General features: G+C 68.8%; 17 protein-coding genes and 1 pseudogene. 12 read left to right on the top strand and 6 right to left on the bottom strand.

The features are described from left to right. Positions 1–2: 2 nt before the first annotated feature. Positions 3–218 (bottom strand): hypothetical protein, encoded by a 216-nt coding sequence (locus tag ACZ3HV_RS08865; protein WP_465682344.1) that lies wholly within the window; start codon positions 216–218, stop codon positions 3–5. 43 nt (positions 219–261) lie between these two features. Here ACZ3HV_RS08865 and ACZ3HV_RS08860 point away from each other — a divergent pair. From ACZ3HV_RS08860 to ACZ3HV_RS08850, 3 genes and pseudogenes are all read left to right on the top strand, one after another. Beyond that, a pseudogene (locus tag ACZ3HV_RS08860) lies at positions 262–507 on the top strand (LLM class flavin-dependent oxidoreductase); the annotation flags it as partial. A gap of 37 nt (positions 508–544) precedes the next feature. Beyond that, a complete protein-coding gene (locus ACZ3HV_RS08855; RefSeq protein ID WP_465682828.1) occupies positions 545–844 on the top strand; it encodes a hypothetical protein in 300 nt (99 codons plus the stop codon). A gap of 82 nt (positions 845–926) precedes the next feature. Then, entirely contained in the window at positions 927–1,103 is a 177-nt protein-coding gene (locus ACZ3HV_RS08850) for a hypothetical protein (RefSeq protein WP_360359998.1), read from the top strand. Between the two features lie 12 nt (positions 1,104–1,115). Here the strand turns inward: ACZ3HV_RS08850 and ACZ3HV_RS08845 are convergent, their stop codons facing one another. Beyond that, positions 1,116–1,598: a GNAT family N-acetyltransferase gene (locus ACZ3HV_RS08845; RefSeq protein ID WP_465682342.1), complete on the bottom strand. Its 483-nt coding sequence runs from the start codon at positions 1,596–1,598 to the stop codon at positions 1,116–1,118. Positions 1,599–1,635: 37 nt separating this feature from the next. Beyond that, positions 1,636–2,307 (bottom strand): class I SAM-dependent methyltransferase, encoded by a 672-nt coding sequence (locus ACZ3HV_RS08840; RefSeq protein ID WP_465682340.1) that lies wholly within the window; start codon positions 2,305–2,307, stop codon positions 1,636–1,638. Positions 2,308–2,451: 144 nt separating this feature from the next. On the opposite strand from ACZ3HV_RS08840, the gene ACZ3HV_RS08835 reads away from it, so the two are divergent. The 3 genes from ACZ3HV_RS08835 (at position 2,452) to ACZ3HV_RS08825 (ending at position 4,760) form a co-directional block, all read left to right on the top strand. Next, positions 2,452–2,553, top strand: a complete 102-nt coding sequence (locus tag ACZ3HV_RS08835) for a 30S ribosomal protein bS22 (protein WP_008356322.1) — start codon at positions 2,452–2,454, stop codon at positions 2,551–2,553. A 67-nt stretch (positions 2,554–2,620) separates the two neighbouring features. Then, a complete protein-coding gene (locus ACZ3HV_RS08830) occupies positions 2,621–3,628 on the top strand; it encodes an NAD-dependent epimerase/dehydratase family protein (RefSeq protein WP_465682338.1) in 1,008 nt (335 codons plus the stop codon). Further along, positions 3,621–4,760 carry a lysophospholipid acyltransferase family protein gene (locus ACZ3HV_RS08825; protein ID WP_465682336.1) on the top strand — a complete coding sequence of 380 codons (1,140 nt, stop codon included), beginning with the start codon at positions 3,621–3,623 and terminating at the stop codon, positions 4,758–4,760. Before ACZ3HV_RS08830 ends, ACZ3HV_RS08825 begins: the two co-directional genes overlap by 8 nt. Positions 4,761–4,770: 10 nt before the next feature. Here ACZ3HV_RS08825 and ACZ3HV_RS08820 read toward each other — a convergent pair whose 3' ends face one another. From ACZ3HV_RS08820 to ACZ3HV_RS08810, 3 genes are all read right to left on the bottom strand, one after another. Continuing rightward, positions 4,771–5,592, bottom strand: coding sequence for a MerR family transcriptional regulator (locus tag ACZ3HV_RS08820; protein ID WP_465682335.1), 822 nt, complete (start codon positions 5,590–5,592; stop codon positions 4,771–4,773). 88 nt (positions 5,593–5,680) lie between these two features. Continuing rightward, complete coding sequence (locus tag ACZ3HV_RS08815) at positions 5,681–6,724, bottom strand: DUF5667 domain-containing protein (protein WP_465682333.1); 1,044 nt, start codon at positions 6,722–6,724, stop codon at positions 5,681–5,683. A gap of 253 nt (positions 6,725–6,977) precedes the next feature. Continuing rightward, on the bottom strand, positions 6,978–7,520 hold the full coding sequence (locus ACZ3HV_RS08810) for a sigma-70 family RNA polymerase sigma factor (protein WP_363683870.1): 543 nt from the start codon (positions 7,518–7,520) through the stop codon (positions 6,978–6,980). Between the two features lie 385 nt (positions 7,521–7,905). On the opposite strand from ACZ3HV_RS08810, the gene ACZ3HV_RS08805 reads away from it, so the two are divergent. From ACZ3HV_RS08805 to ACZ3HV_RS08780, 6 genes are all read left to right on the top strand, one after another. Beyond that, positions 7,906–9,354: a class I adenylate-forming enzyme family protein gene (locus ACZ3HV_RS08805; RefSeq protein WP_465682331.1), complete on the top strand. Its 1,449-nt coding sequence runs from the start codon at positions 7,906–7,908 to the stop codon at positions 9,352–9,354. Then, positions 9,351–9,587, top strand: a complete 237-nt coding sequence (locus ACZ3HV_RS08800) for a glutaredoxin family protein (protein ID WP_465682329.1) — start codon at positions 9,351–9,353, stop codon at positions 9,585–9,587. The genes ACZ3HV_RS08805 and ACZ3HV_RS08800 overlap by 4 nt, the downstream gene beginning before the upstream one ends. 145 nt (positions 9,588–9,732) lie before the next feature. Beyond that, complete coding sequence (locus tag ACZ3HV_RS08795) at positions 9,733–10,488, top strand: redox-sensing transcriptional repressor Rex (protein ID WP_465682327.1); 756 nt, start codon at positions 9,733–9,735, stop codon at positions 10,486–10,488. Between the two features lie 76 nt (positions 10,489–10,564). After that, positions 10,565–11,848: a glutamyl-tRNA reductase gene (locus ACZ3HV_RS08790; RefSeq protein ID WP_465682325.1), complete on the top strand. Its 1,284-nt coding sequence runs from the start codon at positions 10,565–10,567 to the stop codon at positions 11,846–11,848. Further along, positions 11,845–12,726: a hydroxymethylbilane synthase gene (gene hemC, locus ACZ3HV_RS08785; RefSeq protein WP_465682323.1), complete on the top strand. Its 882-nt coding sequence runs from the start codon at positions 11,845–11,847 to the stop codon at positions 12,724–12,726. Before ACZ3HV_RS08790 ends, hemC begins: the two co-directional genes overlap by 4 nt. Before the next feature lie 92 nt (positions 12,727–12,818). Next, positions 12,819–14,486: a bifunctional uroporphyrinogen-III C-methyltransferase/uroporphyrinogen-III synthase gene (locus ACZ3HV_RS08780; RefSeq protein WP_465682321.1), complete on the top strand. Its 1,668-nt coding sequence runs from the start codon at positions 12,819–12,821 to the stop codon at positions 14,484–14,486.

The following is a 14,486-nucleotide window of genomic DNA, read 5'->3' as shown; positions in this document are numbered from 1 at the left end:
TGCTAAAGGTCGTCCGGGGAGCCGGTTTCGGTCTTGCGGTCGGCGGCTGTGCGGAGCTCGTGGTGGGACTGGTGGGCCGTCGTGCGGTAGGCCTCTTCGTACGCCGCGATCGCACCGGCGATTCCGGATCCGCGGCCACGGCGTTTGACCCAGGATGCGAACCAGGTGAGCGCCGCTAGTACGACGACGAGTCCGCCGAGGAATAGCACGTACGCCATTCCCACAAACTACCTGGTGAGTGCGAGATTCTGGAGCGGCCGGATGAAGGTCAGCATGACGGTGACGGACCACGCCTGGACCGATGGTGTGGACGGCTTGCGGCGGATCGTGAGCATCGCGGACGAGGGCGGGCTGGACAACATCTGGGTGCCGGACCACCTGTTCCAGGCGGATCCGACGAGTCATCCACAGGCCGAGCTGTTCGAGGCTGTCAGCATGCTCGGGTTCCTGGCCGCGATCACCAGCCGGGCGCGCCTCGGGATGCTCGTGTCGCCGGTGCCGTTCCGGCCGCCCGCCGTACAGGTGAAGCCGATCGCGACGCTGGATGGCGCGGGGCGCGGACGCGTGCAACCTGTTCGACCTGCCCGACGGCGGTACGACGGTCCGCCGCAAACTCGACGTACTCCGCAAGCACTGCGAGGACAGCGGCCGTGCGTACGCCGAGATCGACAAGACGCTGTCGACCCGCCTCACCCCCGACGACACCGTCGCCACTTTCGTTGAACGTTGCCAAGAGCAAGCATTGTGGGGAGTCGAGCACGCGATCGTGATCCGCTCCGGCCCATGGACCCCGGAATCAGTGCGGATCCTCACCGCCGCGGTCCCGGAGGTTGCAGGCTTCTGACTCCCAGGGAGCTCCCAGGTTGCTCTCAGCGCCGTCGCAGTCCGGGCGATGAGGATGGAGTCATCGACCCGAGGAGGAACTCATGATGCCGATCAAGATCGTGAAAACCGTTGCCGTAGGCACCATCGCCGGCCTGGGCCTGGCCGCCGTCGCCTTCACCCCCGCCGCCTACGCCACCACCACCAAGCAGACCACAACTCCCCACCTGGCCGTCCTCACCGACAAGATCGTCCAAATCCCCGTCCGCAAAGCCGCCTGACCGCCTTCGGCTTCACAGGTCGAGGGACCAGTCGTTGCAGCGGATCCAGTGGCCTTTGGGGTACTCGAAGTCGCGCTCGCCGCGGAGGGTGAAGCCGGCCTTGCGGCACAAGGCGTTGGAAGCGGCGTTCGTGACGTTGGGGTAGGCGTGCAGAGTGCTGTGCTCGCCGGCTGCCCCGGCGACCTTCGCCACCTCGCGCACCGCCCCGGTGGCGAGTCCGCGGCCCTGGAACTCGGGCAGGATCGCCCAACCTGTTTCCCAGACGGTCTCGGCAGCCTCGGTGTGTTCCCAGTAGCCGACCGAGCCGGCTCGCTCTCCATCGTCGGTGACGATCACGTACATCTGTCCCCGGAAGCCGCTCTCGACGTACCGCCGGTGCCGATCGTGCAGCTTCTCGGGAGTCTCTGGACCGCCGAGGTGCGCGGTCATCTCCGGTGTGTTGCAGCGCTCGAGCAGCCAGAAGTCCGGCTCGTCCCACGGATCCAGCGTCACCATGCCGATCAGTCAACCAGTCGGCATCGACAGGTCTCGGTCAGCTTGTGCGTCGAGCTCGGACGGCGAGGGAGTAGGGGACGCCTCGGCTGTCCGGCTCTTCGAAGCGTTCGAGGGTGAGGCCGGGGGTGAGGAGGGCGTTCAGGTAGTCGGCGAGGGGGACGTGGTGCATGCCGACGTGGCGGCGGATGCCGTCGCCCCAGTAAGGGGACTCTTCGTGCCAGCCCGCTTGGCGGTAGGAGGGGTGGACGAGCCGGCTGTCGTCCTCGTTCCAGACGACGTGCGGGCCGTTGAAACAAGGATGGACGCCGTACACGACCAGGACGCCGTTCGGCCGGAGTACTCGCGTCGCCTCGCGGACGACCTCGGCGAAGTCGTCCACATCGGTCGAGATCCACATCACCATCGCGGTATCGAAGGAGGCATCGGCGAACGGGAGTACGCCGGCGTCCGCGACCATCAGCGGTCCGTCGGTGCGGGTGCGGGCCAGCCGGAGCTGGTCGGCGGAGAAGTCCAGGCCGACGACGCTGCGGCCGCTTGCCCGGATCGTCTCGAAGTTGCGCCCGGTACCGCAGCCGATGTCCAGGCACGGCCCGGACCCTGGCCCGAGAAGGTAGAGCAGGCCGGGTTGGTGATCGTCCTGACCGGCCACGTACCGTGCGTCGTACCAGTCGGCGAGTCCGTCGTAGCGCGCCGTCGTACCTGTCGTCATCCGTGCCTCCCCAGGTCGCTCCCCAGCCTAGGCCGTGTCTGGCGCGGGACCACCAGACACGACCTCCAAAGGACTGCTTTAGGTTGAGCGCGTGACCTGCAGGTAAGCTTTGCCGACGTTCTCTTTGAGTTTGGATGGTCAACTGTGGGTTCGGTAATCAAGAAGCGCCGCAAGCGTATGGCGAAGAAGAAGCACCGCAAGCTGCTGAAGAAGACGCGGGTGCAGCGCCGCAAGCTCGGCAAGTAGCCAGTTTTCGCCGCGCCGGCGACCGGCGCGGTCAGCGGTGGGGTTGCTGTCTGGCTGGGGGTCTCTCGTGGCACAGGTGGTGATGGTGACCGGCGTCTCCCGGGACGCCGGCGCTCGCTGTGCGCGCAGGCTGGCCGACGATCCGTCGATCGGTACCGTGCTCGGCATCGACGTGGTGCCCCCACGCGCCGAACTGGGCCGGGTCCGGTTCGTCCGGGCCGACATCCGCAACCCCGTGATCGCCAAGGTGATCGCTGCCGAGGGCGTCGACACGGTGGTCCACACCGGCGTCGTGGCGACCCCGGGCAGTGCCGGCGGCCGGTCGTCGATGAAGGAGATCAACGTCATCGGCACCATGCAGCTGCTCGCCGCGTGCCAGAAGGCGCCCGGCGTGGCCAAGCTGGTGGTGAAGTCGTCGACCACGGTGTACGGCGCTGGTCCGCGCGACCCGGCCATGTTCACCGAGGAGATGGCGCCGCGGGCGATCCATCAGACCGGACTGAGCAAGGATGCCGTCGAGGTCGAGGGGTACGTGCGCGGGTTTGCCCGGCGCCGCCCCGACGTCTGCGTCAGTACGCTCCGGATGGCGAACTGGATCGGCCCCAAGACCGTCTCCCCGATCACCCGGTACTTCGCGATGCCCGTCGTACCGACCGTCCTGGGGTACGACGCCCGCCTGCAGTTCCTGCATGAGGACGACGGCATCGCGGCCATCCTTCACGCCACCGTGAACGACCTCCCGGGCACGTTCAATCTGGCCGGCGACGGCGTACTCGCGCTGTCCCAGGCGATCCGCCGGCTCGGCCGGCCGACGCTGCGGTTCCCGTCGTTCACCGCGGCCAGTACGGCGGCCGCCGTACGACGCGCGCGGCTCGCGGACTTCTCGCCGGATCAGATCACTTTCCTGACCTACGGACGGGTGGTGGACACGACGCGGATGCGGACGGAGTTCGGGTTCGAACCGGGGTACACGACGGCGGCGGCGTTCGACGACTTCCGGAGCTCGCTGGGGCCGGGCGCGGTCACGCGGATGTCGGGGTTGCTGTCGGCGGGGCTGGGAGCGGTTCGTGGCTGACGCCGACGTGATTCCGATCGGTGCGGGCGGACGTCCGGGCCGCGGTTCAGGACGCCGTACGACGCCTTCCGCCGCGGCTCGCGCGCTCGCCGGGCAGTCCGGCGCTGCCGGTGCAAAGAAGAAGGCCCGCGCTGCCGGGGGCAAGCGGGACGATGCTGCGAAGCCGGGGGCCGCTGAGCGACTGGCTGAGCCGGCCGAGATCCAGCTCGACACCACGCCGGGCGACGCCCAGATCCCCAGTGCCGTGGCGGGATTCGACTTCGCGGGGCTCGAGCGGGTGGTGCGCCAACTGTTCGGGGAGGACGGGGAGCGGCGGGTCGCGCAGTGGCTGGCGTTCCTGCGGCGGCGGCTGACCGGGGTGTACGAGGTCGACGAGTTCGGGTACGACCCGGATCTGACCGATCAGGTGCTGCTGCCGGTGCTACGGCCGCTGGCCGAGAAGTGGTTCCGGGTCGAGGTGCGCGGGGTGGAGAACATCCCGTCCGATGGCGGCGCCCTGATCGTCGCGAACCACTCGGGGACGATGCCGCTGGATGGGCTCGTCACCCAACTGATCGTCGCGGATCGCGCCCATCGGCCGTTGCGGACGCTGGCCGCGGATCTGGTGTTCCAGACGCCGTTCGTGGGTGAGCTGGCGCGCAAGGGTGGGGCGACGCTGGCTAGCAACGACGACGCCGAGAGGTTGCTCGGGCGCGGTGATCTGGTCGGGGTGTGGCCGGAGGGTTTCAAGGGGATCGGGAAGCCGTTCTCCGAGCGGTACAAGCTGCAGCGCTTCGGCCGGGGTGGTTTCGTCAGCGCCGCGATGCGGACCGGCGTACCGATCGTCCCGTGCTCGATCGTCGGCGCCGAGGAGATCTATCCGCTGGTCGGCAACATCGCGTCCCTGGCCCGCCTGCTGGGTGTCCCGTACATCCCCATCACCCCGTTCTTTCCCCTGCTCGGACCCCTCGGCCTGATCCCGCTCCCGTCGAAGTGGCTGATCGAGTTCGGCGAGCCCATCCGCACCGACGACTTCCCCGACGGCGCCGCCGAGGACCCCATGCTCGTCTTCAACGTCACCGACCAGGTCCGCGAAACCATCCAGCAAACCCTCTACACCCTCCTCATGCAACGGCGAAGCGTCTTCTTCTAGCCGCGCCGCGTCAGCCGAGCTCTCCGACTTCTAGCTGGAGTTCGACGATCCAGTGGGATTCGTCTTCGCCGTCTGCTTCTAGGTAGTGCTCGCGCCAGCGGGGGGCCTCGAGGATCTTGTGGTGGCCGTTGGCTTCGGCCCAGCGCGCGAGGGTCTGGTACGCCGTGGCGATGCCGGACATCGGGCCCTGGTGAATCGTCGAGGCCACCTCGGCAGCGGGGAGGCTGTACGTCGCCAGCCCGGGCACCGAGTCGGCGGGTACGGCGTACCCGGCCGTGACCTGGACCTCCGCGTCACCGGCGCTCGACACGTAATGGGCAACCGGCGTGGTCCGATCGGCCGTGACGGCTTCCATCCGCTCGATCACCTGGCCGAACAAGCTGTAGACGACGGCGCCGGTGCTCAGCCGGCTAGCGTCGGCGGCAGTCGCCGAGAGGGCAGCAAGGGTCAGAGCATCGACCTGCTTGGTTTCGATCTGTGCGGTCACCTGGGTCTCCTGTTCGATCAGTCGGAGACGCGCCGTCACCCGGTCGAGTGCGTGCCGGTCGTGCCGCATCCGGCGTTCGAACTCGGCCTGCCGCAGCCGCAGCATGCCCTGCAGTTGGGCCGGCTCCACGCCTTCGCCGAGCAGTACGCCGACCTCGTCCAGGCTGAAGCCGAGCCCCTTGAGGGCGATCAGCCGGTTGAGCACAGGCAACTGCGCCACGTCGTACGAGCGTCGCCCACTGGACGGATCGACGTCGTCGGGCTCGAGGAGGCCGATGGCGTCGTAGTGCCGCAGCATGCGCGTCGACACACCACCGAGGCGAGCGAATTCTCCGATGTTCACCATGACCCCCTCACCGTTGCAGTTGACACTGTGTCAACTGCAAGACGAAGCCCGGCGCAGGGTCTGCGCCGGGCTTCGTGGTGTCAGGAACCTACTTCCACGGTGGAAGGAGGGTCTGGATGAGTCCCGGGACGTTGATGATCGGCGTGCTGGGCAGGCTCAGTGTTGGAAAGGGCCAGGGCCAGGACGGGGTGCCGGGGGTGGGGAGGGAGGGGACCACCGTCGGAGTCGTCGAGTTCGACGAGGTCGGCGGGGTCTTGAGGCTCGGCGGGGGAGTGTTGGATTCCTGCACGATCGTCGTGTTCGGCAGCTGGGACGGTGAGGTGCCCGGCTTCGTCGACGCACCGGGGGTCGGCGCCGTGGACGGCTTGACCGACGGATTGCCGTTAGCGGGGTCGCTCGGCTCCGTACCGACGCTCGGACGGTTCGGCTGGCTGCCGCCGCCCTTGCCCGACTTGGGTGCGTCGCACTTCGGGCAGGCGACCGTGGTGTGCTGGGCCAACTGCTCGATCGTGGCGAGTGCTTCGACGCCGGACTTCAGCGACTCCGGCGGGAGTTTCGGCGCGAGCTCACCAAGAGCCTGGCGGGCGTTCGTGATGAAGGTCGTGATCGCCGTGATCGAACTCTCGTCGCCGTCCTGCTGGTACGACGCGACCAGTCGGGACACACCCTTGCGGGCCTGCACCGAGAAGTCGTCGAGCGTGCTGTTGATCGTGCCGACAGCACCGCCGGAATCGGCGAGCTGCTGGACCTCGGACAATCGGGTCATCGCGTGCTCGAGATCGCGCCGGCCCCGGGAGTCGTCGCCGACGCTCACGTTGGTCGAGACGTTCTCGATGCTGCGCTTCATCCCGTACAAGGTGTCGCCGGGCATCGCCTGCTGAGCGGCGGCGGCAGAACCGATGCCACCTCCGAGCAGGACGAGCGCGGCGGTACTGGCCACGAGCCGGATGCGCCGGCCGTGACGATGACGGATATCTGTCACGGACGCGTCGACGTCCTCGCCACCCGGCGGGTCGTCGGAACTGTCCGGCGTGCTGCGCACCACCGTCGGAGTCGTCGTCGCCGCGCGGGCGGCCGCCTGCTCGAGCAGGCGGTGCCGTAGCTCGGCACTGAACTCCGGACGGGGTGCCACTGCGCCGGCGGTCCTCAGCCGTCCGGCGAGTTCAACACACTCCACAAGCTCCGGGTCATCGCTGTGTCGCGAAGAGTGACGGGGCCCGTGATCGACGGCGTGCGCGAATGTCTCCGCGCGCGCTCGAGCCCTGTGTAGGTCACTCATGAGTTCTCGTTCTCCTCAATGGCCAGCCGGGGTCACCGACAGGTCCTCACCAGGCAAACGAGGAAACTCCCTGACGGGTTACGAAAGACATTCGTTGTCATCCTCCTCACCTCAAGTCCTTGGGGATAACCTTCGCCAAGTGCCGTACGGCCCTCAGTTGCAGTTGCTTGACGGCGCCTTCGGACTTCTCCAGCGCCTTGGCCGTTTCCGCGATCGACAAACCGGCGAAGAACCGCATCGTCAGGCAGTCGCGCTGCTCGTCGGGCAAGCCCGCGACGGCGTCCCGCAGCACCTCGGCGGTGGCGGCGGCCAGGACGTCGACCTCCGGCCCCTCGGTCTGCCGGTCGTGCGTCTCGATCTCGTCCGTGACCACTTCCAGCCGGACCCGGCCGGACTTGTAGTGGTCGGTGATCAGGTTCCGGGCGATCGTCACCAGCCAGGCGCCGAAGTCCCGGCCCTGCCAGCGGAACGAGTCCAGCGCGCGGAGCGCCCGGACGAAGGTTTCGCTGGTCAGGTCCTCCGCGAGTGCCGATGACGACACCCGCGCGTAGATGTAGCGATACACGGTGAGCGAGTACTCGTCGTACAGCTCACCGAAGGCACCGACGTCCCCGGCCTGGGCGCGATCGACGAGCTCTGCACGTCTCATCCCGTCCGGGCTTGGCTCCGGCGTCGTCAAGATTTCTCCCCGTTCAACTGACACGTCGTTTGACACATCCGCGAATGGCCACAGCGGCTGAGGCAGCACCGAGCGTTACCTGATAAGCACTCGCTGTCAACAGTCTGAGGCGTGCCGCCTTCCATTCGGTCCGAACGTCTGCGAATGCGCCAGCGGACTGCCCCCGCGCAGCGGCGCAGCCTGCTGTCGGGGTTCATCGCGCATGGTCACCCCACGCGGACCAGCTTCTGCAGTGTGAGGTTCAGCAGAATCGGACCCACGAGTTCACTTGTATATCTGTCGTCACGCTCTGCTGCAACCGTTCCAGCGTGCCGGTTGATCTCGGACGGCACCTGCCGCATGACAGACTCACCTGGTGAACTTGAATTTCGCGGACATTCTTCGTGACACAGCGCAACGTCACGGCGAACGTCTGGCGCTGGTCGACGGGAATCGGCGGCTGACCTGGGGCGAGCTCGACCAGGCCGTCGACCAGGCCGCGCAAGGGTTCGCCGCGGCCGGCCTGGTGCCTGGCTACCGGGTGGTGCTACTGGTTGCCAACAGCATCGAATTCGTCACGTCCTACCTGGGGATTCTGCGCGCCGGACTGGTTGCCGTACCGCTGAACACCGGCCTCACCACCCCCGAGATCGCGACCGTCGCGGAGCATTCCGGAGCCCGGATCGCGGTCGCCGACGCCGATCTCGCGGACAAGATCGAGGGGCTTCGTACGGTCGCCCCCGGCGAACTCGTCGGTAACGCTCCGTTACTTCCATCGATCGACCCAGAGACCCTCGCGGTTCTGCTCTATACGTCGGGAACCAGTGGCGATCCGCGCGCCGCGATGCTCACCCATCGGGCACTTGCCGCCAACGTGCGGAATCTTTCCGAGCTCGGCGAGGACCGGATGGGGCCCGAGGACGTCGTCCTGGGCGTCCTGCCGATGTTCCACGCGTTCGGCCTGAATGCCGTCCTGGGGTGGACCGTCGCCACCGGCGCGGCCCTGATCATCGACCGGCGGTTCGACCCCGCGCACACCATCGACCTGATCCGCCAGTACGGCGTGACGCGGCTGCCGCTCGCCCCGCCGGCGCTCCACGCGCTCGTGGCCCGGCCGGATCTGCGCGAGGCGCTGCGGACCGTCAAGGTCGTCCTGACCGGCGCGTCGGCCCTGGATCGTGCGCTCGCGGATCGCTTCGAGCAGGCCAGCGGTCTGTTCGTGCACCAGGGCTACGGCCTGACCGAGGCGTCCCCAGGTGTCACCACGACACTGGGCGAGGCCGAGCCGAAGCCCGGTTCGGTCGGCCGCGCACTGCCGAACGTCGAGCTCCGGATCGCCGACGAACAGGGCGAGGACGTCGAGGGCGACGACCCCGGCGAGATCCTGATCCGCGGCGGCAATCTGTTCTCCGGCTACTGGCCGGACGGTGTGGACGGCCCCGACGCGAACGGCTGGTACCGCACCGGCGACGTCGGCTTCCTCGACCCCGACGGCGACCTCTTCCTGGTCGACCGCCTGCGCGAGCTGATCATCGTGTCCGGCTTCAACGTCTTCCCGAGCGAGGTCGAGGATGTGCTCGTCGGTGCTCCCGGCATCCAGGAGGCCGCGGTCATCGGCGTACCGTCCGAGGAGACGGGCGAGGCCGTGAAGGCGTTCGTCGTACCGAAGGCGGGTACGACCGTGGATGTCGCAGCGGTCCGGGAGTACGCCGGGACGCGGCTGGCCCGGTTCAAGAGTCCGGTCGAGATCGAGGTCGTCGACCAATTGCCGCACTCGGTGACCGGCAAGGTCGCCAAGGGCCGGCTCCGGGAGACCCCCCGATGAGCCGCGTCACGCTGTACGGCAAACCCGGCTGTCATCTCTGCGACGACGCCCGCGCGATCGTCCAGGCGGTCTGCGCCGAGCTCGGAGTGGACTGGACCGAGGTCGACATCACTCAGGATGACCGCCTGTTCACGGAGTACGGCGAGCAGATCCCGGTCACCTTCGTCGACGGCAAGCAGCACGACTTCTGGCGAGTGGACCCCGCGCGGCTCAGAAAGGCACTGACCAGCTGAGGGGTGTCTCCCACGTCACATTCCATACTTGGACAGCTCATCGCGTCCTGGCACCGATTTTGTTCTCACGTTCACAAGCTCCTAGAGTAAGAAGCGGCCGCCGGCCGTCAGACCGCGGCCTGGACTTACCGTTCCCAGGAGAATTGTGACGCGTGCCAGCAGCCGTCGCCCCGGCCCGCCGACGAGAACCGAACGCGGCATCCCCGAGGCGACTGTCGCGCGCTTGCCGGTGTACCTGCGGGCCCTGACCGCGCTGTCCGACAGCGGTATCGCCACCGCGTCGAGCGAGGATCTGGCGACCGCGGCCGGCGTGAACTCGGCCAAGCTCCGCAAGGACCTGTCCTACCTGGGCTCCTACGGCACCCGCGGCGTCGGGTACGACGTGGAGTACCTGCGCTACCAGATCGCCCGCGAGATCGGTGTCACCCAGGACTGGGCCGTGGTCATCGTCGGGATCGGAAACCTGGGTCACGCGCTCGCGAACTACTCCGGCTTCGGTACGCGCGGATTCCGCATCGTCGCCCTGCTCGACGCCGACCCGAACCTGGTCGGCGAGCGGATCGGCGACATGGAGGTCCGCGACTTCGCCGAACTGGAGGACATCGTCGAGTCCGATCGGGTCTCGATCGGCGTCATCACCACCCCCGCCGGTCCGGCCCAGGAGGTGTGCGACCGACTGGTCGCCGCCGGGGTGACCAGCATCCTGAACTTCGCGCCGGTGGTGCTGTCCGTGCCCGACGGCGTCGACATCCGCAAGGTGGACCTCTCGATCGAGTTGCAGATCCTGGCGTACCACGAACAACGAAAGTCCGGAGAGGCGGCGCTCCCCCAGGTGCCCGAACTACCAGCGATGAACGGTCTGACCGATCTGCCGAGTGTGGGCGGAGGTGTCGGCGCGTGAACGAGCGGAGCGAGTTCACCATCCAGCACAGTGCGATTTGTGCCTCATCCGCGCCCGGAGCGAAGCGAGGACGCGGATGAGCTACCTGGTCGTCGGCATCAGTCATCGAAGCGCTGACATCAACGTCCTCGAGCGGGTGGCGCTCGACCCGGACGCGGCGACCAAGCTGGCTCTGACCGTCAAGCACACCCCGGCCGTCGCGGAGTCCGCGGTGCTCGCGACCTGCAACCGGACCGAGGTCTACGCGACCGTCGACCGCTTCCACGCGGGCATGGACGAGGTCACCGCGATCCTGTCCGACGTCACCGGCGTACCGCTGCTGGACCTGGCCGAGCACCTCTACGTGCACTTCGAGGAAGGTGCCGTCGCGCACCTGTTCCAGGTCGCCGTCGGACTCGACTCGATGATCGTCGGGGAGAGCCAGATCCTCGGCCAGGTGAAGGACACGCTGCGCGTCGGCCAGGACCTGGAGACGATCGGCACCGATCTCAATGCCCTGATCCAGCACGCGTTGCGGGTCGGCAAGCGGGCGCGCACCGAGACCGGCATCGACTCCGCCGGACGCTCGGTCGTCTCAGCCGGGCTCGACGCGGTCGGCGGGTTCGAGGGCCGCCGCGCACTGATCGTCGGCGCCGGCTCGATGGCGTCGCTGGCCGCGCAGACCCTGATCAACGGTGGCGCCACGAGCGTGACCATTGCCAACCGCAACTATGAGCGCGCGGTCGCGCTGGCCGAGCGGGTCGGCGGTACGGCGATCCAGCTCGCGAACGTGCCGCACGCCTTGACCGAAGCCGACCTGGTCGTGTCGTGCACCGGCGCGCGAGGCGTCGTACTGACCGAGGAGATGATCCGGAACGCGGCGGACGGGCGGCCGTTCGGCGTCCTGGACGTCGCCCTGCCGCGGGACGTCGCGCCCGAGGCCGCGCGGATCCCCGGCGTCACGCTGGTCACCCTCGCGGACCTGGCCGGGACCGCGGGTGGCAGCGAGCACGACATCGACGAGGTACGCCGGATCGTCGGCGAGGAAACGGGTTCGTTCGAGGCCACCCGGCGGGCCGCGTCGGTCGCGCCGACCGTGGTCGCGCTGCGGACGATGGCGACCGAGCTGGTCGACTCCGAGCTGGCCCGGCTGGAGCGCAAGCTGCCGGGGCTGGACGAGACCCAGCGGCACGAGGTCGCCCGGACCATCCGCCGCGTCGTCGACAAGGTCCTGCACAACCCGACGGTCCGGGTGAAGGAACTCGCGGCCGATCCGGGTGGCCCGACGTACGCCGATGCCCTCCGCCAGCTGTTCGCGCTCGATCAGGCGACGGTGGACGCGGTGACCACTCCCAAGTCGAGCGGAAGTGAGCAGGCATGATCCGCCTCGGCACCCGACGGTCCAAGCTCGCGACCGCGCAGTCGGAGCTCGTCGCCGACCAGCTGCGGGCGCTCGGTCACGAGGTCGAGCTCGTCCTGATCACGACGACCGGTGACGTGAACCGTGCCCCGGTCGAGCAGATCGGCGGCACCGGCATCTTCGTCAGCGCACTGCGCGACGCACTGCTGGCTCATGAGATCGACGTCGCTGTGCACTCGTTGAAGGATCTGCCGACCACGCCGCTCGACGGTGTGACGCTCGGCGCGATCCCGGTCCGCGAGGACCCCCGGGACGTCCTCGTCGCCCGCGACGGACTGACGCTCGGCGAGCTGCCCCACGGTGCCCTCGTCGGCACCGGGGCCGCGCGTCGCGTCGCGCAACTCGACGCGCTCGGGCTGGGCCTGGAATGCACCGGGATCCGCGGCAACGTGGACACCAGGATCGCGATGGTGGCCGATGGCAAATTGGACGCGGTGGTGCTGGCAAGGGCAGGGTTGTCCCGGTTGGGACGGCTCGCCGAGGTGACCGAGACACTGGACCCGATCCAGGTCCTGCCCGCGCCGGGACAAGGTGCCCTGGGCATCGAGTGCCGCGCGGACGACACCGAGGTGCTGGCCGCACTGGCGCCGCTGGAGGACCCGTCCACCCGGGCGGCGGTGACGGCGGAACGGCAACTGCTGGCGACTCTGGAAGCAGGGTGCACGGCTCCGGTCGGTGCGCTCGCCGAGGTGGTCGACGGTGAGGACGGCCCCGAGCTGTGGCTGCGGGGCGCGCTGGGCCAGGACGACGGCGTCCGGCGGCTCTCCGCGAACGGGTCGGTGGACGACCCGGAGTCCGTAGGCAAAGCGCTGGCGAACGAACTGCTGGAGCGGACATGACAGCGGCACGGGGAACGACGGCCGCCCACAGGACGGCGCACGACAGCGGCCACAAGACGAGCAGTAGATCGAGGACGAGGGCGAAGGCAGACGTGAGTAGCGCGAAGACAGCCACCGCAGCATCCACGACACCTCAGAAGGTGCCGGCGAAAGCCGCTGCCACCAGCACGGTCAAACAGACCAGACCGCTCGGCCACGTCACGTTCGTCGGCGTCGGGCCCGGTGACCCGTCCCTGCTGACGCTGGCCGGCCGCGACGTGCTGGCGAATGCCGACGCGGTCGTGGTCGAAGGCCCCGAGCACGACCCCTTCCTGACCTTCTGCAAGCCAGGTGTCGAGGTGATCGACGGCTCCGGTGCCGAGGGCAGCCGGGCGCTCAAGGTCGCCGCCCGGGCCCGGCTCGTGGTGAAGACCGCCAAGTCCGCGGCGAACGTCGTACGCCTGCTGACCGGCGACCCGTTCACCTTCTCCAGCGGCGCCGAGGAGGCGGCCGCGTGCAAGAAGGCAGGCATCGGGTTCAACGTCGTGCCGGGGGTGAGCGAGGTCAGCGCGGTCCCGACGTACGCCGGGATCCCGTTGACGATGAAGGGCGACCGCGAGGTCACCGTGGTCGACCTGGCCGAGGCCAAGCTCGACCTGACCCGGCTGCACCCGAAGCAGACGCTCGTACTGCTGAACGCGACCGAGGTCCTCAAGGACACCGTCGCCGCGCTGGTCGAGGCCGGCTTCGACGCGTCGACCCCGGTCGCCGCGACGGTCGGTGGTACGACGACCGCGCAGGCGAGCGTGATCGGCACGCTGGAGACGATCGTCGCCGACCTGCGCGCGGCCAAGGTGACCGGCGAGGCCGTCATCGTGGTCGGCGCGGTGGTCGAGCAGCGCGAGGCGCTGTCCTGGTTCGAGACCAAGCCGCTGTTCGGCTGGCGGATCCTGGTGCCGCGCACCAAGGACCAGGCCGGTCCGCTGATGGACCGCCTGCGTCGGTACGGCGCCATGCCGGAAGAGGTCCCGACCATCTCGGTCGAGCCGCCGCGCAACCCGCAGCAGATGGACAAGGCGATCCGCGGCCTGGTCGAGGGCCGGTACGAATGGGTCGCGTTCACCTCGGTCAACGCCGTCAAGGCGGTCCGGGAGAAGTTCGACGAGTACGGGCTGGACGCGCGGGCGTTCTCCGGCCTGAAGATCGCCGCGGTCGGCGACAAGACCTCCGAGGCGATCGGTGCGTGGGGCATCCGTCCGGACCTGGTCCCGTCCGGTGAGCAGTCCGCAGCCGGGCTGGTCGAGGACTGGCCGCCGTTCGACGAGGTGCTGGACCCGATCAACCGGGTGTTCCTGCCGCGTGCGGACATCGCCACCGAGACGCTGGTCGCGGGACTGACCGATCTCGGCTGGGAGGTCGACGACGTCACGGCGTACCGGACCGTCCGGGCCGCGCCGCCGCCCGCGCCGACGCGGGAAGCGATCAAGTCGGGCAAGTTCGACGCGGTCGTGTTCACCTCGTCCTCGACCGTGCGGAACCTGGTCGGCATCGCCGGCAAGCCGCACGCGTCGACGGTGATCGCGGTGATCGGCCCGGCCACGCTGAAGACGGCCGAGGAGCACGGGCTGCGGGTCGACGCGATGGCCGAGTCGCCGTCCGCCGAGGAGCTGGCCGACGCACTCGCTCGTTTCGGCGCCGACCGGCGTGACACCATGATCGAGGCCGGTGAACCGGTCACCCGTCCGTCCGAGCGACGCTCGGGCTCTCGTCGGAAGAGCTGA

Source organism: Kribbella sp. NPDC020701, assembly GCF_055562215.1.
The sequence above is the reverse complement of the archived record's forward strand: the minus strand, read 5'-3'. Positions and strand labels throughout refer to the sequence as shown.

Bases quoted from the DNA above. Each gene is read 5' to 3' on its own strand.
- ACZ3HV_RS08865 (WP_465682344.1), bottom strand. From the start codon at position 218: ATGGCGTACGTGCTATTCCTCGGCGGACTCGTCGTCGTACTAGCGGCG.
- ACZ3HV_RS08855 (WP_465682828.1), top strand. From the start codon at position 545: ATGGCGCGGGGCGCGGACGCGTGCAACCTGTTCGACCTGCCCGACGGC.
- ACZ3HV_RS08850 (WP_360359998.1), top strand. From the start codon at position 927: ATGATGCCGATCAAGATCGTGAAAACCGTTGCCGTAGGCACCATCGCC.
- ACZ3HV_RS08845 (WP_465682342.1), bottom strand. From the start codon at position 1,598: ATGGTGACGCTGGATCCGTGGGACGAGCCGGACTTCTGGCTGCTCGAG.
- ACZ3HV_RS08840 (WP_465682340.1), bottom strand. From the start codon at position 2,307: ATGACGACAGGTACGACGGCGCGCTACGACGGACTCGCCGACTGGTAC.
- ACZ3HV_RS08820 (WP_465682335.1), bottom strand. From the start codon at position 5,592: ATGGTGAACATCGGAGAATTCGCTCGCCTCGGTGGTGTGTCGACGCGC.
- ACZ3HV_RS08810 (WP_363683870.1), bottom strand. From the start codon at position 7,520: ATGAGACGTGCAGAGCTCGTCGATCGCGCCCAGGCCGGGGACGTCGGT.
- ACZ3HV_RS08800 (WP_465682329.1), top strand. From the start codon at position 9,351: ATGAGCCGCGTCACGCTGTACGGCAAACCCGGCTGTCATCTCTGCGAC.
- ACZ3HV_RS08790 (WP_465682325.1), top strand. From the start codon at position 10,565: ATGAGCTACCTGGTCGTCGGCATCAGTCATCGAAGCGCTGACATCAAC.
- hemC (WP_465682323.1), top strand. From the start codon at position 11,845: ATGATCCGCCTCGGCACCCGACGGTCCAAGCTCGCGACCGCGCAGTCG.